The sequence below is a fragment of the Aquabacterium sp. A7-Y genome, assembly GCF_026153205.1.
In the GTDB taxonomy this organism is placed as follows: Bacteria; Pseudomonadota; Gammaproteobacteria; order Burkholderiales; family Burkholderiaceae_C; genus Caldimonas.
On record NZ_JAPFBW010000027.1, the window covers coordinates 47,653 to 62,718 of the forward strand.

General features: G+C 68.2%; 15 protein-coding genes. 2 read left to right on the forward strand and 13 right to left on the reverse strand.

Going from position 1 to position 15,066, the window contains the following annotated elements; all coding sequences use genetic code 11:
• Nucleotides 1–15: 15 nt before the first annotated feature.
• Genes OOT46_RS22095 through flhB form a run of 4 tightly spaced genes read right to left on the reverse strand, consistent with a single transcriptional unit; the run spans nucleotide 16 to nucleotide 5,678 of the window.
• Complete coding sequence (locus tag OOT46_RS22095) at nucleotides 16–834, reverse strand: MinD/ParA family ATP-binding protein (protein ID WP_265405790.1); 819 nt, start codon at nucleotides 832–834, stop codon at nucleotides 16–18.
• Complete coding sequence (gene flhF, locus OOT46_RS22100; RefSeq protein ID WP_265405791.1) at nucleotides 827–2,419, reverse strand: flagellar biosynthesis protein FlhF; 1,593 nt, start codon at nucleotides 2,417–2,419, stop codon at nucleotides 827–829. The genes OOT46_RS22095 and flhF overlap by 8 nt, the downstream gene beginning before the upstream one ends.
• On the reverse strand, nucleotides 2,416–4,506 hold the full coding sequence (flhA, locus tag OOT46_RS22105) for a flagellar biosynthesis protein FlhA (protein WP_265405792.1): 2,091 nt from the start codon (nucleotides 4,504–4,506) through the stop codon (nucleotides 2,416–2,418). Before flhA ends, flhF begins: the two co-directional genes overlap by 4 nt.
• Nucleotides 4,503–5,678 (reverse strand): flagellar biosynthesis protein FlhB, encoded by a 1,176-nt coding sequence (gene flhB, locus OOT46_RS22110; protein ID WP_265405793.1) that lies wholly within the window; start codon nucleotides 5,676–5,678, stop codon nucleotides 4,503–4,505. The genes flhA and flhB overlap by 4 nt, the downstream gene beginning before the upstream one ends.
• 229 nt (nucleotides 5,679–5,907) lie before the next feature.
• Between flhB and OOT46_RS22115 the strand changes: the two genes are divergently transcribed.
• Entirely contained in the window at nucleotides 5,908–6,048 is a 141-nt protein-coding gene (locus tag OOT46_RS22115) for a hypothetical protein (protein ID WP_265405794.1), read from the forward strand.
• 222 nt (nucleotides 6,049–6,270) lie between these two features.
• Here OOT46_RS22115 and flhC read toward each other — a convergent pair whose 3' ends face one another.
• The gene (flhC, locus tag OOT46_RS22120; protein WP_265405795.1) at nucleotides 6,271–6,810 is read right to left on the reverse strand and encodes a flagellar transcriptional regulator FlhC; all 540 of its coding nucleotides are present in this window, start codon (nucleotides 6,808–6,810) and stop codon (nucleotides 6,271–6,273) included.
• Between the two features lie 62 nt (nucleotides 6,811–6,872).
• Nucleotides 6,873–7,202: a flagellar transcriptional regulator FlhD gene (flhD, locus tag OOT46_RS22125; protein WP_265405796.1), complete on the reverse strand. Its 330-nt coding sequence runs from the start codon at nucleotides 7,200–7,202 to the stop codon at nucleotides 6,873–6,875.
• 339 nt (nucleotides 7,203–7,541) lie between these two features.
• Between flhD and OOT46_RS22130 the strand changes: the two genes are divergently transcribed.
• Nucleotides 7,542–8,780 (forward strand): glycosyltransferase family 2 protein, encoded by a 1,239-nt coding sequence (locus OOT46_RS22130; RefSeq protein ID WP_265405797.1) that lies wholly within the window; start codon nucleotides 7,542–7,544, stop codon nucleotides 8,778–8,780.
• Nucleotides 8,781–8,789: 9 nt separating this feature from the next.
• Here OOT46_RS22130 and OOT46_RS22135 read toward each other — a convergent pair whose 3' ends face one another.
• Genes OOT46_RS22135 through rfbF form a run of 7 tightly spaced genes read right to left on the reverse strand, consistent with a single transcriptional unit; the run spans nucleotide 8,790 to nucleotide 15,035 of the window.
• Nucleotides 8,790–9,524: a cephalosporin hydroxylase family protein gene (locus OOT46_RS22135; RefSeq protein WP_265405798.1), complete on the reverse strand. Its 735-nt coding sequence runs from the start codon at nucleotides 9,522–9,524 to the stop codon at nucleotides 8,790–8,792.
• Nucleotides 9,508–10,197, reverse strand: coding sequence for an acetyltransferase (locus tag OOT46_RS22140; protein WP_265405799.1), 690 nt, complete (start codon nucleotides 10,195–10,197; stop codon nucleotides 9,508–9,510). Before OOT46_RS22140 ends, OOT46_RS22135 begins: the two co-directional genes overlap by 17 nt.
• A 10-nt stretch (nucleotides 10,198–10,207) precedes the next feature.
• Nucleotides 10,208–11,311 carry a DegT/DnrJ/EryC1/StrS family aminotransferase gene (locus tag OOT46_RS22145; RefSeq protein WP_265405800.1) on the reverse strand — a complete coding sequence of 368 codons (1,104 nt, stop codon included), beginning with the start codon at nucleotides 11,309–11,311 and terminating at the stop codon, nucleotides 10,208–10,210.
• Nucleotides 11,308–12,531: a class I SAM-dependent methyltransferase gene (locus OOT46_RS22150; RefSeq protein ID WP_265405801.1), complete on the reverse strand. Its 1,224-nt coding sequence runs from the start codon at nucleotides 12,529–12,531 to the stop codon at nucleotides 11,308–11,310. The genes OOT46_RS22145 and OOT46_RS22150 overlap by 4 nt, the downstream gene beginning before the upstream one ends.
• Entirely contained in the window at nucleotides 12,528–13,097 is a 570-nt protein-coding gene (gene rfbC, locus OOT46_RS22155; protein WP_322114279.1) for a dTDP-4-dehydrorhamnose 3,5-epimerase, read from the reverse strand. Before rfbC ends, OOT46_RS22150 begins: the two co-directional genes overlap by 4 nt.
• Nucleotides 13,094–14,203 carry a CDP-glucose 4,6-dehydratase gene (rfbG, locus tag OOT46_RS22160; RefSeq protein WP_265405802.1) on the reverse strand — a complete coding sequence of 370 codons (1,110 nt, stop codon included), beginning with the start codon at nucleotides 14,201–14,203 and terminating at the stop codon, nucleotides 13,094–13,096. The genes rfbC and rfbG overlap by 4 nt, the downstream gene beginning before the upstream one ends.
• 58 nt (nucleotides 14,204–14,261) lie before the next feature.
• Nucleotides 14,262–15,035: a glucose-1-phosphate cytidylyltransferase gene (gene rfbF / locus OOT46_RS22165; RefSeq protein ID WP_265405803.1), complete on the reverse strand. Its 774-nt coding sequence runs from the start codon at nucleotides 15,033–15,035 to the stop codon at nucleotides 14,262–14,264.
• Nucleotides 15,036–15,066 lie beyond the last annotated feature (31 nt).

Below are 15,066 nucleotides of genomic sequence, written 5' to 3' on the forward strand. Positions count from 1 at the left end.
AGAGCGCTCCGGGTATCAGTTGAACGCGTGGATCGCAGAAACAGTGGCAGACCCTGGGACGGCGGCAGACGCGCCTCCCCAGCCCGCCGCCTCGCCGTCCTGCAGCGAGAACGGCAGGGCGTAGTGCAGCAGGTTCATCGAGAGCTGGTGCAGCGACTGCGCCAGCACATGTTCGTTGTCGTTGGCGGTGCTGGTCACCGCCACCAGGTGGGCTTCGCCGCCCAGGAAGTCGCTGACGCAGCGCACCAGGCGCAGCGCCGCCGGCGGCACGCCGATGGCCTGGGCGCCCGCGTCCATCACCACCGCGTGCTGGTGCAAGCCGCCGAACTGCGCCAGGATCTTCATCGAGGCATAGGCATGGGTCAGGCTCTGCGCGTCGTCGCCGGTGAAGATCAAGGGGCGCACCCGCTTGCCGCCGAACAGCGCGCTCAGCACGCTCGCCCCGGCATGGATGATGATGACGTCGGCCGTCGGTGCGGCCTCGCGCAGCGCCTCGAACAGCAGCGCGGCGCCGCCCTCGGTTTCGGCGAAGCAGCTCAGCGAGTCACCGGCCGCCAGCACCGAGGTGCGGGCGTCGAAGTCGTCGATCCACTGGCCCAGGTCGAGGTCACGCGCGATCGCGGTGGCGACGTCGACACCGCGCGTCTGCGGGCCGGGCACGGCATCCACCACCAGCGTGTGCAGCCCTTGCGCCGCGAGTCCCTGGCACAGCCCCTCCAGCAGCACCAGGCTGCTGGCGTTATGGGGGTTGGCGGCCACCGGCAGCAGGTGCACGGTGTGGTGGGCGAACAGCCGGCGCAGGCCGTGGGCCTGGTCGAAGCCGCGCTCAAGCATGGGCACCCCCGGCATGGGCAGCGCCGCGCTGCGGCGGCGCAGTGAAGACGAGGTTGACGTCGTCGCTGTCGAGGCGATAGGCGGAGCTGCCGCCACCGCGCAGCGCGCGGTGCACCAGGGCGCTGGCGGACATGCGGTGCCAGTCTTCCGGCACCCGCTGGCCGTTGGCGACGCCCAGCACCTTGAGCTTGTGGCGGATCATCGCGTCCAGCGCCGGGCCCAGCTTGACGGCTTCGTCGAGCTTGGACAGCACCACACCCTTGCACTGTTGGGCGCGGTAGGCCAGCAGCACGTCCTCGATGGTTTCGCCCTGGGCGGCGGAGTTGACGACCAGCAGGCGCTGGATGCTGCGGTGGCCCACCATCTCCAGCAGCTCCTGGGTGCGGCTGTCACGCTGGGCGATGCCGGCGGTATCGATCAGGACCATCTTCTTGGCCGACAGCAGGTCCAGCAGGTCTTCCAGCGCCGGGCGGTCGTGGGCGGTGTGTACCGCCACGCCGATGATGCGGCCATAGGCGCGCAGCTGCTCGTGGGCGGCCACGCGGTAGGCATCCAGCGTGATCAGGCCGAGGTTGGAGGCGCCATACTTGGCCGCGAAGGCGGCGGCCAGCTTGGCCGTCGTGGTGGTTTTGCCGACGCCGGTGGAGCCGACCATCGCGTAGACGCCGCCCTGATCTTCCAGGGCCGCCTCGGCTTCGCCGGTCAGCAGGTTGCGTTGCAGCACGCTCGCGACCCAGGCGTCCAGGTCGCCGACCTCGGCCGGGGTGCCGGCCGCCAGCTTGCGGATCAGCGCCGGCGAAAAGCCGCAATCCAGCAGCTTCTGCGTCAGCTTGGCCTGGTGCGGGTTGCGCTGCAGCTTCTCCATGAAGGCCAGGGCGCCAAAGCGCTCCTCGATCAGGCCCTTCATCTGGCGCAGCTCGTTGAGCATGCTGCGCTGCTCGTGGTCGATCGCCGGGGCCATCGCCGGCATCGCGGGAACGCTCGGGGCCGCAGCGGCCCACATCGGCTCGTCGTGCAGCGAGGGCGCCGGCAGCGGCGCGGTGTCGTAGCGGGTCTCGGCTTGGGGCTGGTGGCGCGGCTGGACCGGCTCCGCCTCGGCGGCCAGGCGCTCGGCCTTGCGCAACGCGGCGCGCTCGGCCAGGCGCTGCTCCAGCGGCAGTGCCGCGGCCGGGGCGGCAGCACGCGGCTGCGCCAGCGCGGCGGCCGCCGAGGCCTCGGCGGCCTGACCTTGCAGGGCCGCCTGGCGGCGCTTGAGCATGCGCTCGCGCACATAGTCCTGGAAAGACAGCGTGCTCATCGCCAGCTTCTCGACGTCGCCGTCGACCGCGGCCGGGGCGGCCGGCGCGGCGGCACGCGGGCCGGCTGCACGCGGCGCCGGGGCGGCCGGGGCGGGACGGGCCGGAGCCGCGGCGCTGCGGGCGTCGAACTTCTCGATCGCGGCCACGCTGTCGGGTGCCATCGCGAGCACTTCGACCCCTTCGCTGCAGGGACGGGTCGACAGGATCACGGCGTCCTCGCCGAAGGCCTGGCGGACCTGCACCAGCGCGTCCCGCGAGGTGCGGGCGACAAAACGCTTGACGTTCATGCGTTGGCTCCGATGATCGAACCGATCCGGATCGTGTGGGTTTCAGGGATTTCGCTGTGGCCGAGCACGCTGAGGCGGGGCGCGGCGCGCTTGAGCAGGCGCGCCATCGGGGCGCGGATCAGGTCGGGCACCAGCAGGCAGGCGGGCACGCCCAGGTCTTCCTGCTTCTTGGAGGCCTGGGCCGCCGAGCGGGTCAGGGTCTCGGCGACGCCGGGGTCCAGCGCCGCGCCGTGCGGCGACAGCAGGGCCTGGGTCACCAGGCGCTCCAGCTCGGGCTCCATCGCGATGACGTCGAGTTCCTTGGCCGGGCCATAGATCTGCTGGACGATGGCCGGCGCCAGGCTGATGCGGATGCGCTTGGCCAGCTCGGCCGGGTCGGTGAGGGTCGCGCCGTGCTCGGCCAGCGATTCGACGATGGTGCGCATGTCGCGGATGTGGACCGATTCTTCGAGCAGCAGCTGCAGCACGCGCTGGAAGACGGCGATGCCGACCATCTTGGGCACGACGTCTTCCATCAGTTGAGGGGCCAGCTTCGTCACGTGTTCCACCAGTTGCTGCGTCTCGCTGCGGCCCAACAACTTGGCCGCGTGAACTTGCATCAAGTGTGAAAGATGGGTGGCCACCACGGTCGAGGAATCAACAACCGTAAATCCGGCCATTTGCGCGCTTTCTTTCTGGCGCTCCTCAATCCAGACGGCCGGCAGGCCGAAGGCCGGATCGGTGGTCTGGGTGCCGATCAGCGGGGTGTTGGCATGGCCCGGATTGATCGCCAGGAACATGCCGGGGAAGCACTCACCTTCGCCGATGACCGCGCCGCGCAGCGTGATGCGGTACACGCTGGGCTTGAGCTCCAGGTTGTCGCGGATGTGCACGGCCGGCGGCAGGAAACCGACGTCCTGGGCGAACTTGCGCCGTACCCCCTTGATGCGCGCCAGCAGGTCACCCTGGCGCTCCTTGTCGACCAGCTGGATCAGGCGGTAACCCACTTCCAGGCCCAGCACGTCCACCGGCTGCAGGTCGTCCCAGCTCGCCTCGGCGTTGGGATTGTTGGCCGCCGACGAGGGCGGCGGCGCGAGCGCGGCCTCGGCCTTGGCCTTCTCGGCGCGCTTGTTCATCCACCAGGCGCCATAGCCGAAGCCGGCCGCGATCGCGAGGAAGGTCAGGTGGGGCATGCCGGGGATCACGCCCAGGAAGCCGATGATGCCGCCGGTCAGGCCCAGCGCACGCGGCGTGTTGAACAGCTGCCGCATGATCTGGCTGCCGATGTCCTGCTCCTTGCCGACGCGCGAGACCACCATGGCCGAGGCGATCGAGATCAGCAGGCCGGGGATCTGCGCCACCAGCGCGTCGCCGACGGCCAGCAGGATGTAGCTGTCGGCCGCCTGCCCGATCGACAGGCCGTGCTGCACCATGCCGATGATCAGCCCGCCGACGATGTTGATGACCAGGATCATGATGCCGGCCACCGCGTCGCCGCGCACGAACTTGGAGGCACCGTCCATGGAGCCGAAGAACTCCGCCTCGTCGCCCACCTCGGCGCGCCGGCGCTTGGCTTCCTTCTCGTCGATCAGGCCGGCGTTGAGATCGGCGTCGATCGCCATCTGCTTGCCGGGCATCGCGTCCAGCGTGAAGCGCGCGCTCACCTCGGCGATGCGCTCGGCACCCTTGGTGACGACCACGAAGTTGATCACCACCAGGATCGCGAACACGATCAGGCCGACCGCGAAGTTGCCGCCGATGAGGAAGTGGCCGAAGGACTCGATCACCCGGCCGGCCGCGCCGGTGCCGGTGTGGCCTTCGAGCAGCACCACCCGGGTCGACGCGACGTTGAGCGACAGGCGCAGCATGGTGGTCAGCAGCAGCACCGCCGGGAAGGCCGCGAAGTCCAGCGGGCGCACCATGTAGGCCGAGACCATCATCACCATCAGCGCGACGGCGATGTTGAAGGTGAACAGCATGTCCAGCGCGAAGGGCGGCAGCGGCAGCACCATCATCGCCAGGATCAGCACCACCACCAGCGGCGCGGCGAGCGCCTTGAGCGGCAGCCCGCCGAGGACGGACTGGAGTTGGCGCAAGGTCGGGTTCATCGGTCGGACTCCTCGGTCTCGTCGTCAACGACGGTCTTGCCGTGGTGCGGGTCGAGCTCGACCGGCACGTTGAGCTCGGGCAGTGCGCCGGGCATGGTGCCCCGGCCGCTCATCGCGGCGCGCAGCTGGTAGACATAGGCCAGCACCTGGGCCACGGCGCTGTAGAGCGCCATCGGGATCTCGCCGTCCACTTCGGCATGGGCATAGAGGGCACGCGCCAGCATGGGGGCCTGCAGCACCGGCACCTTGTGGTCGCGCGCCAGGTCGCGGATCTGCATCGCGAGCAGGTCGGCGCCCTTGGCGACGACGCGCGGGGCGGCCATCTTGCCTTCCTCGTACTTGAGGGCGACGGCATAGTGGGTCGGGTTCATCACGACCAGGTCGGCGCGCGGCACCGCGGCCATCATGCGGCGGCGGGTCATCTCGCGCATGCGCGCCTTCATCTTGGCCTTGACTTCCTGGTTGCCCTCGGCCTCCTTGAACTCCTGCTTGGCTTCCTGGTGCGACATCTTCAGCTGCTTCATCAGCTTGTGACGCTGGATGGGGATGTCGATGGCGGCCACCACACCCAGCACCAGCAACATCAGCCCCAGGCCCTTGAACAGGATGCCGGCGAGGCTGGCGACGGCGGCGGGCAGCGCCATGCCGAGGGCGGCCTGGAAGGTGTCGATCTGGGAGCGCAGGTAGAACGCGCCCACGGTGCCGATCAGCAGCGCCAGGCCGCAGGCCTTGAGCGCTTCCATCAGCTGGTCCTTGCCGACCATGCGCATCAGGCCGCTGAGCGGGTTGAGCTTGGAGAACTTGGGCGCGATGGGTTTGAGGGTCCAGTTCCAGCCGCCGGAGGCGAGGTTGCCAACAATGGCGACCAGACTCATCACGGCGCCCACCGGCAGCACCACCCAGAGGTATTTCAAGGTCGCCTCGCCGAGGCGTTCGCCCATCTGGGCGCCGGAGGACACGTCCTGGAGGCCGAAACTCAGGCCGCTGGCCAGCAGCGCCTGCATCCAGCGGGCCATCCAGGGAGCGGCGACCGTCAGCACGGCGACGCCGGCACCGACGATCAGGAAATGGCCCAGCATGCGCGATCGCGCAACCTGGCCTTCCTCTCGGGCCTTGCGGATCTTTCGTTCCGAGGCTGGGAGGTTGCGGTCCTGTTGGTCTTGGTCGGCCATGGCTGGGGGTTATCGGGGTCCCGCCATTGTCGAAAAGCAGGACGATTTCTTGAGGGGGAATAGAGGGGGGAAAAGGGGGCTGTTCTACGCGGTGTCGGCAGGCTGTCCAGCCCGGGGCGGAGTCGCTGCTTCCTTCCATCGTGCAACGATGGGCGGCCGCAAAACTGTTACGCTGACACACAATCCTCCACGTCCCGGTCCCTCAACTGCACCGTAGAAAGAAACGACCATGCCCAAAGGCCAGCAACGCAGCAACAAGGAAGCCAAGAAGCCGAAAAAGGACGACTCGAAGTCCAAGCCCTTGTCATCGGCTGCCGTGATGCCTTCCATCACGACCGTGGTACCTGACCGCAGCAAGAAGAAAAAATGAGGTGGCCGGGCCAGTTCGACGGGCCCCGGCTGATCCCTTGCGCGCGAGGTATTCCCGAACCAGGCGGGTGGTCTCCCTGTCCGCTTCCGCCCTCCCAAAAAAAAAACGGGCTCTCACAAGGAGAGCCCGTAGAACGCAGCAGAACTGCGGCTTCTCAGGAGGAACTACACAACAAGCAACAACAACAATTTCCCAACGTCGTCAACGAAAAACGGCAGCGTTTCAGTGATCAATCTGCAGGCCGCCAGCGGCCTTGCCCTTGCCGGCGCGGGCCGGCGGGTTGCACATGCCGCACACGAAGTGCTTGGCAATCTCGTGCGGGTACGTGACGAAGTGGCCGCCGCACTTGGAGCACTTGGTCAAGGTCAGCATGCCGTTGTCGATGAACTTCACCAGGCGCCAGGCCCGTGTCACCGACAGCAGCGGCTCCAGCCCCTGCGCCTGGGTCTGCTCCAGGTACAGCCGGTAGGCCTTGATGATGGTGTCGACCTCGTCGATCTCCGCCACCTTGTTCAGGTACTCGTGGATGTTCAGGAACAGCGAGGCATGGATGTTCGGCTGCCAGGTCATGAACCAGTCGGTGGAGAACGGCAGCTGGCCCTTCGACGGCGACTTGCCCGACACCTCCTTGTACAGGCGCAGCAGGCGCTCGTAGGACATGTCGGTCTCGGACTCCAGCACCTGCAGGCGGGCACCCAGCTGGATCAGCGTGACGGCACGTTCGATCTGCTTGGCTTCGGTCAGGATGCTCTTGCTACGCATGGGCGGGGTCCGTATCTGGATAAAAAGGGCCAACAGGAACTGGATCGAATCAGGCGCGGGACTCAGGCCGCTTCCTGGTGCCGGCCGGCCAGCACGATGGCGGCATGCAGGCGCGAGGTGGCGTCGTTCGCGGCCGCCTTGCCGTGGTTGCTCAAGAGGCCCCAGACCAGTTCGTCATCGAACCGGAAGCGACACAGCAAGGTGTTGCCCGAGGCGATCTTCATCATCTGCGCGGGGCTCAGCACCGCCAGCAGGTCGGCGGTGTCTTCCGACACGCCCAGGCGGTAGAGGGCCTGTTCGCGGTCGCTACGGATCAGGTTCTGCGCCAGCATCAGGTAGGACAGGTTGGCTTCGCGGATCTCGCTGAGGATCTGGTCGGTGGTGGTGGTCATCGTGAACTCCTCGTCGTCTGTCCTGAACTGCTGGAACTGGGGTGCAAACCGGGGCTTGCTCGATGGAATGAATTCTGGCGGCCGCACCTCGAGCGAAACATCAGGCCGCTTCTGTGTGCCGCGTCGCCCCGCCCCATCCCCGCTGTCAGGCGACTTCCTACACGGCGGCGGCAAGCACCCCGCTTTTCCGCCTCAGGTCGGCCCGCCCGGTGCCGGGGCCAACCCCCCTGGAGACGGCCACCTGCGCCAATTCGGGGGCAAAAGCGGCGCTGATCGGCGCTTCACCGCAGCCGACGCTTTCGATAATCGGCGTCAACACCCTCCCCAAGGCCCGCCCCGATGAACCGCCCCCTCGTCAGCTTCTGCGTCCCCACCTACAACCGCAGCCGGTATCTCGAATCGCTGCTGGACATGCTGGTGACCCAGCTGGCGGAATTCCCCTATTCGTATGAGGTGTTCGTCTCCGACAATGCCTCGACCGACACCACGCCCGAAGTGGTCGAGTCGTTCCGCGAACGCTTGCCGATCCGCTACACCCGCCACGACGAGAACCGTGGCGGCCCCGCCAACTGGCAACACGTGATGTCGCAGGCACGCGGCACCTACCTGATCTATCTGGCCGACGACGATGCGCTGCTCGGTGACCGGGTCGCGGACGTCATCGCGCGCCTGGAGCAAAACCCCGACGTCGGCATCGCCTATGCGCCGTGGATGCTCTACGACCTCGTTGCCGGCGAGCCCAAAGGGCAGTTCTACCGTCAGGACCGCGACTTGCGCATCGAGCGCGGCGACCAGCGGGCACTGCTCGACGCTTTGCTGCGCCACGCCGTGTTCCCCGAGATCTACGTGTGTCGCCGCGAGCTGCTGGCCCAGGTGAAGCCGCGCATCCATGAGCAGGCTTTCTATGCCTTCGTGCATGCGTCCGAGTTCCTCGAACGCGCCGGCGTGCTGCTACTGAAAGACCCGTTCTACGTCTCGATCACGCGCTACTTCGCCGACACGCCGCAACGCACCCAAGCCGGCGGCGAGGAAGCGGAATACGCCTGGGACCGCTACCGTGGCGGCCTCGAATACATCCTGTCGCGCGCCTGTGCGACCACCACGGCGATGGGCGACGCCGAACGCATCGGTTTTTCGCTGCGCATCCAGGACCTGATCGCGCAGCGCATCTCGGTCGCCGTGCGGCTGCGGCACCGCGGCGGCCGCAATGCGGTGGAAACCTACTACCTGGCCTCACGGCTGCGCGCCTTGGGCGCCCAGAAGCTGCTGCCGGTGCCGATGGAAACGCTGCGCGCCCGCGCCGCGATGGACTTCCTGCTGCACGACCCCGAACTCAATCGTGGCGTCGGGGCGCTCGCCTTTGCCGGCGAGGTCGAGCCGGCGCTGCGCGAGTATGTCGAGGCCCATGCGACGCGGCCGCTGCACTTCCTGGGCCGCGGGGCCCCCTTGGGCGAACTGCGCGACACGCTGGTGCTGGCGCGCGGCAGCTACACGCCCGACCTGAGCGCCGACGCCTTGCAGGCGGCGAACGTGCGGGTCGTCGCCGAAGCGGAACTGATGCAGAAGTTCCCCGGCTGACCCCAGCCCTCAGCGCACCCGCTTCAAATAGCCATCCGGCGCCACCGTGACCAGCAGTTTGGCCTGCAGGTCGGCGTCGATCTCAAAATGCGGGTCGCGTTTCAGGTACTCCCACACGGCGGTCTTCGGGTTGTTGCCGACGTCCCACGGGCGGTTCGGGTACAAGGCCGGCGGCAGGTCCTCCACCACCGTGTCGTACACCACGCAATAGCTGCCCACGCTCACCAAGCCGGCATACGCGTCCAGCTCGGCCAACACATGGTCGTGCGTGTGGTTGGAGTCGAGCACCACCATCACGCTGCGCGCGCCCTCGGCCTCGCGCTTGACCTGCGCGACGGTCTCGGGCGCAATGCTCGACCCCTCGATCAGCGTGATGCGTTTTTTCATCGGATGGGCTTCGAGCGCAGCCCGGTTGTGCGGGCGGATCTCGATGTCGATGCCCAGCACCCGGCCCTTGCCGATCAGCTCCAGCAGCGACGCGTAGTACACCAGCGAGCCGCCGTGGGCGATGCCGGTCTCGATGATCAGGTCGGGCTGCACCGACCAGATCAGCTCCTGCATCGCCATCATGTCCTGCGGGTACTGGATGATGGGCCGGCCCATCCAGCTGAAGTTGTACGAGTAGCGGTGCTTCAGCGTGTCGCGCAGCCAGATGCGCGACAGGTCCTGCATGTCGCGGTCCTGCTTCAGGCCCTCGATGTTGCGCTGCACCTCCTGACGGAACTGCTCAATGGGGTCGTCCATGTCCTGGCTTCCTTTCTTCAGAGATCGCTTTCCTCGCCAGCGGGCGGGCCGGGGAGCCGACCACCGTCGCGCCGGCCGGCACGTCGCGCGTGACGACCGCGCCAGCACCGACCACCGCGTCGGGACCGATGCGCAGGCGCGGCAAGACCACCGCGCCGGTGCCGATGAACACGCGGTCGCCCACCGTGATCTCACCGGCCAGCCGGGCGCCGGGGCCGATGTGCACGCCGTCGCCGATCTGGCAGTCATGGTCGACCGAGGCCGCGGTGTTGACGATCACGCCGCGCCCCAGCTTCGCATGGCTGCAGACGCTGGCCTGCGCCAGCACCTGGCAGCCTTGGCCGACCCAGGCATCGACCGCGACGAAGGCGGTCCGGTGCACGATGGTCGCGGCACGCAAACCAAGGTTGAGCAGCAGGTCCATCAGCGCGATGCGGTCGGCGCCATGGCCACCTCCCACGGCGACCGCGAACCACAGCGGCAGCCGCGGGCCGCGTGCCTGCAGCCATTGCTTCAGGCCGCCCTCGCCCAGCAGCACCGGCACGCCCGGCAGCGGCGGCGGCACCGGGCGGTTGTCGACCAGCGCCACCAGGCGCAGCGGCGTGCCGTGCAAGGCCTCGTCGAGCACCTTGGCCTGGCCGGTGGCGCCCCAGAACAGGATGTCCTGCTTCATCATCTCTGGTTCAGGCCCGGACATGCCGCTCCACCACCGCGCACACACGCTCGATCTCCGCCTCGCTCAGGTCGTGGTAGCTGGGCAGGTTGCACGCCCGCCCATACAGTCCGTAGCTCACGGTGTGGGCCGGGCACGGCTCGAACATCGGCAGCATGCTCAAGGGCCAGAAGAACACGCGCCCGTCGATGTGGTGCGCCTTGAAGTCGGCCAGTAAAGCCTCGCGGTCGAAGTCCACGCCTGCGTCGACGACGATGCTCGGCATCCAATAGCCGTTGACGGTGCCGTCGGGCTGCGGGTTCATCGTCAAGGGCAGCTGCGACAGCCGTTCAGCGTACGCGTGGAAGACCGCCCGCTTGGCCGCGATCAGCTCGTCGAGGCGCTCGACCTGGGCGCACCCCACGGCCGCCTGCAGATTGCTCATCTTGTACTTGAAGCCCAGCACATCGGGCCAGAACTGGCGCGGCTGCTTCGGCGAGCGGCCGTGGTTGCTGAGGCACAGCACGCGCTCGTGGAGCGCTTCGTCGTGGGTCACGAACATGCCGCCTTCGCCGGTCGTCATGGTCTTGGTGCCATGGAACGAGAAGGTGCCGAACGCGCCCATCGAGCCGGCGCAGCGCGTCAGCCAGCGCGAGCCGATCGCTTCGGCGGCGTCTTCGATGATCGGGATACCGTGCCGCTGGCCGATCGCGAGCAGCGCCGTCATGTCGCACAGGTTGCCGTACAGGTGGGTCGCGATGATGGCCTTGGTGCGTGGCGTGATCGCCGCCTCCGCCTGGACCGGGTCGATGCACCAGGTGTCGGGCAGCACGTCGACCAGCACCGGCGTGGCGCCGAGGTGGCGCACCGGCGCCACCGTCGCGATCCAGTTGATGTCGGCCAGGATCACCTCGTCGCCGGCGCCGATGCCCAGCGCCGCCAGGCCCATGTGCATCGCGCCGGTGCAGCTCGAGGTCGCGATCGCGTGCGGCACGCCCAGGTGGGCTTTGAATCCGGCTTCGAAGCGGTGGATGTACTCGTAGCAGCGCTCGCCCCAGCCGTTGCGGGCCGCATCGGTGACGTATGCGACCTCCAGCTCGGTGATCGACGGCTTGGTGTAGTGGATGCGGTTCATGTCAGCTGCAGTCGCGGCACGGCGGTCGCGACGCGACCGCCCCAGGCGCGGAGGTAGTCGAGCTGGGCGACGATTTCGGCGCGCAGATTCCAGGGCAGGATCAGCACCACGTCGGGCCGGTGCTCGCGCAAATGCGACTCGTCCACCACCGGGATGCGCGAGCCCGGCAGAAAGCGGCCCTGCTTGTGCGGCGACGCATCGACCACGTAAGGCAGCAGGTCCGGCCGCACGCCGGCGTAGTTGAGCAAGGTATTGCCCTTCGCGGCGGCGCCGTAGGCGGCGACGCGGCGCCCGGCCCGTTTCTGCTCGATCAGGAAGGCGAGCAGGTCGTTCTTGATGCGGTCGGCCTCGGCCTGCAGGCCTTGGTAGAACCCCGGCTGCATCATGCCGGCGTCGCTTTCGCACTGCAGCATCGCCGCCACCGAGGCCTCGGCCGGTCGCGCGTGGCCGCTGTGCTGGGCCCACACGCGCAGCGAGCCGCCGTGCGTGGACAGCGTCTCGACGTCCCAGACAGTGAGGCCGTGGGCCGCAAAGATGCGCTGGACGGTGTGGAAGGACAAGTACGAAAAATGCTCGTGATAGATCGTGTCGAACTGACACTGTTGCACGAGTTGCAGCAGATGTGGGAATTCGACGGTGACGCTGCCGTGCGGCGCCAACACCTCGCGCAGCCCGGCGACGAAATCGTTGATGTCGGGCACATGGGCGAGCACATTGTTGCCCAGCACCAGGTCGGCGCGTCGGCGCTCGGCGGCGAAGCGCCGCGCGAAGCTCACACCGAAAAACTCGCCTATCGTCTCGATGCCCCGGGCCCGCGCCACATCGGCGGTGCCGGCGGTGGGCTCGACCCCGACGCAAGGGATGCCGCGCTCCTGCACGTATTGCAGCAAATATCCGTCGTTCGACGCGACTTCCATCACCAGCGACTGCGGGCCCAGGCCGAGCCGCTGCGTCGCCTGCTCGACATAGGCGCGGGCGTGGGCGAGCCAGCTGCGCGAGTACGACGAGAAATAGACATAGTCGTCGGAGAACAAGGCGTCGTGGCGCTGCACCTCGTCCACCTGCACCAGGTGGCACATCGCGCAGGTGTACACCTTGAGCGGGAAGTGCAGTTCCGGCCGCACCAGGTCTTCCGGGCGCAGAAAGGCATTCGAGGGCGGCGCCGCGCCGAGGTCGATGAAGACGTCGCGCAGCGGGGCCTGGCAATGGCGGCACTTCAAGACACAGCTCCTGCATGCAACGGCCGCGACCATTCGGCGAACGACGGCAGTGCGGCATCGCGCGGCGATACCAGTGTCACCGGCAGCGGCCAGGCGATCGCGAGATCGGGGTCGTCATGGCGCACACCGGCTTCGCTGCCGCTGACGTGCGCTGCCGTGTGCTGATAGAGCAACTGCGCGTCGTCCTCCATCGCCTGGAAGCCGTGGGCGCAGCCTTCGGGAATGAACACCTGCACGCCGTTGTGCTCGGACATCTCCACCGCGTGCCAACGTCCATAGGTGGGCGAATCGGGCCGCAGGTCGACGGCGACGTCGTAGACCCGGCCGCGCAGGCAGCGGATCAACTTGGCCTCGGCGTGCGGGGCGCGCTGCAGATGCAGGCCGCGCACGGTACCGCGGCGCGCGGTGACGGAGTGGTTCACCTGGACGAAACGCAGGTCGGGCCGGATCGCCGCGCAGGCCTCGGCGCAGAACACGCGCGAGAAGCTGCCGCGCTCGTCGCGGCGCGCCAAGGTGTGCGCCACCCACATGCCGGGCAGCGGCGCCGGCCTCAGGTCCATCGTCATCGGCTCGCCCACTCCAGGCCGGCGCGGCGGGCGTCGGCCACGTACTGCTGAATATCGCGGCGGGTCGCGACCCGCCCGGTCTCGTGCCAGCCGCGGTACCACGCGGCGGTACGCGCAAGCATCGTGCCGGCCTCCCACACGGGGCGCCAGCCCAGCTGGTGTTGCGCCTTGCGGCAGTCCAGGTGCAGCAGGGCCGCCTCGTGCGGCTGCGGCCCGGTGTCGAGCCGGTGCCGCACAGCGGGCCACTCGTCTGCAAAGCGGGCCACGATCTCGCCGACACTCAAATGCCCCTGCGCCTCGGGCCCGAAGTTCCAGGCCTCGGCACAGGCGGCGGGGTCGGCCCACAGGCGCTGGCCGAGCAGCAGGTAGCCGGACAGCGGCTCCAACACATGCTGCCAGGGACGGGTGGCGCCCGGGTGGCGGATGTCGGTGATGCGGCCTTGCATCGCGGCGCGCACGAGGTCGGGGATCAGCCTGTCCTCGGACCAGTCGCCGCCGCCGATCACGTTGCCGGCGCGTGCGGTGGCCAGCGCCACCGGGTGGCCGCGGCCGTCGTCGTGGGCGAGGAAGCTGGCCCGGTAGCTCGCCGAGACGATCTCGGCGCAGGCTTTCGAGGCGCTGTAGGGGTCGTGGCCGCCCAAGGCGTCGGTCTCGCGGTAGGCCCGCCCGGTGTCGAGGTTCTGGTAGCACTTGTCGGTCGTCGCGTTCACGACGACACGCACGCTGGGCATCGCCCTCACGGCCTCGAGCAGGTTCACCAGCCCCATCACGTTGGTGTCGAAGGTCGCGTGGGGCTCGCGGTAGCTGCGCCGCACCAGCGGCTGGGCGGCCAGGTGGAACACCACTTCGGGCTCGAAGCGGCGCAACGCGTCGGCGACCGCCGGCCCGTTGCGCAGATCGACCAGCGCTTCTTCGAACTGCAGGCCCAGGAGCGGCAGATGGGCCGGCTCGGCGTCGGGGGGCAAGGCCAGCCCGAACACGCGTGCGCCCATCGAATGGAGCCAACAGGCCAGCCAGGAGCCCTTGAAGCCGGTGTGTCCGGTGACCAGCACGCGGCGGCCGGCATAGACGTCGCCGAACAATCCGCCCAGCCAGGAAGTGCTCATCGGGTGACCTCCGTTCTGCGCCCGGCGGTGCCAGCGGCTTCGCAGCGCCGTGCTCCGCTCATGCCCACACCTTCCAAGGGGCGGCGTCGTTTTGCCACAGGTCTTCGAGCTTGAGCTTGTCGCGCAGCGTGTCCATCGGCTGCCAGAAGCCGCGGTGCGTGTAGGCGGCCAGCTGGCCGTCGCGGGCCAGGCGCTCGAGCGGTTCGCGCTCCCACACCGTGCGGTCGCCATCGACATGGTCGACCGCTTCGGGCTGCAGCACGAAAAAGCCGCCATTGATCCAGCTGCCGTCGCCCTGCGGTTTTTCCTCGAAGCGGGTGATGCGCTGGTCCTGGATGTCCAGCGCGCCGAAGCGGCCCGGGGGCTGCACCGCGGTGACCGTGGCGACGCGTCCTTGTTCCTTGTGGAAGGCGACCAGCTCGCCGATGTTGACGTCCGACAGGCCGTCGCCGTAGGTGAAGCAGAACGGCTGATCGTCGTCGAGGTAGTCCTTGACGCGCCGCAGCCGCCCGCCCGTCTGCGTCTGCTCGCCGGTGTCCACCAGCGTCACGCGCCACGGCTCGCAGTGGCGGTGGCACACCTCCATGCGGTTGTTGGCGAGGTCGAAGGTGACGTCTGACATGTGCAGGAAGTAGTTCGCGAAGTATTCCTTCACGACGTAGCCTTTGTAGCCCAGGCAGACGATGAAGTCATTGATGCCGTAGTGCGAGTACAGCTTGAGGATGTGCCACAGCACCGGGCGACCGCCCACCTCGACCATCGGTTTCGGTCGCACCGAGGTTTCTTCGGCCAACCGGGTGCCGAGGCCGCCTGCAAGGATGACTGCTTTCATGGGTCGGTGGTGCTTGATGGGGGATGGGGCT

Coding starts and splice junctions, on each gene's coding strand:
- OOT46_RS22095 (WP_265405790.1), bottom strand. CDS start 834: ATGCTTGAGCGCGGCTTCGACCAGGCCCACGGCCTGCGCCGGCTGTTC.
- flhF (WP_265405791.1), bottom strand. CDS start 2,419: ATGAACGTCAAGCGTTTTGTCGCCCGCACCTCGCGGGACGCGCTGGTG.
- flhA (WP_265405792.1), bottom strand. CDS start 4,506: ATGAACCCGACCTTGCGCCAACTCCAGTCCGTCCTCGGCGGGCTGCCG.
- flhB (WP_265405793.1), bottom strand. CDS start 5,678: ATGGCCGACCAAGACCAACAGGACCGCAACCTCCCAGCCTCGGAACGA.
- OOT46_RS22115 (WP_265405794.1), top strand. CDS start 5,908: ATGCCCAAAGGCCAGCAACGCAGCAACAAGGAAGCCAAGAAGCCGAAA.
- flhC (WP_265405795.1), bottom strand. CDS start 6,810: ATGCGTAGCAAGAGCATCCTGACCGAAGCCAAGCAGATCGAACGTGCC.
- flhD (WP_265405796.1), bottom strand. CDS start 7,202: ATGACCACCACCACCGACCAGATCCTCAGCGAGATCCGCGAAGCCAAC.
- OOT46_RS22130 (WP_265405797.1), top strand. CDS start 7,542: ATGAACCGCCCCCTCGTCAGCTTCTGCGTCCCCACCTACAACCGCAGC.
- OOT46_RS22135 (WP_265405798.1), bottom strand. CDS start 9,524: ATGGACGACCCCATTGAGCAGTTCCGTCAGGAGGTGCAGCGCAACATC.
- OOT46_RS22140 (WP_265405799.1), bottom strand. CDS start 10,197: ATGAAGCAGGACATCCTGTTCTGGGGCGCCACCGGCCAGGCCAAGGTG.
- OOT46_RS22145 (WP_265405800.1), bottom strand. CDS start 11,311: ATGAACCGCATCCACTACACCAAGCCGTCGATCACCGAGCTGGAGGTC.
- rfbC (WP_322114279.1), bottom strand. CDS start 13,097: ATGACGATGGACCTGAGGCCGGCGCCGCTGCCCGGCATGTGGGTGGCG.
- rfbG (WP_265405802.1), bottom strand. CDS start 14,203: ATGAGCACTTCCTGGCTGGGCGGATTGTTCGGCGACGTCTATGCCGGC.
- rfbF (WP_265405803.1), bottom strand. CDS start 15,035: ATGAAAGCAGTCATCCTTGCAGGCGGCCTCGGCACCCGGTTGGCCGAA.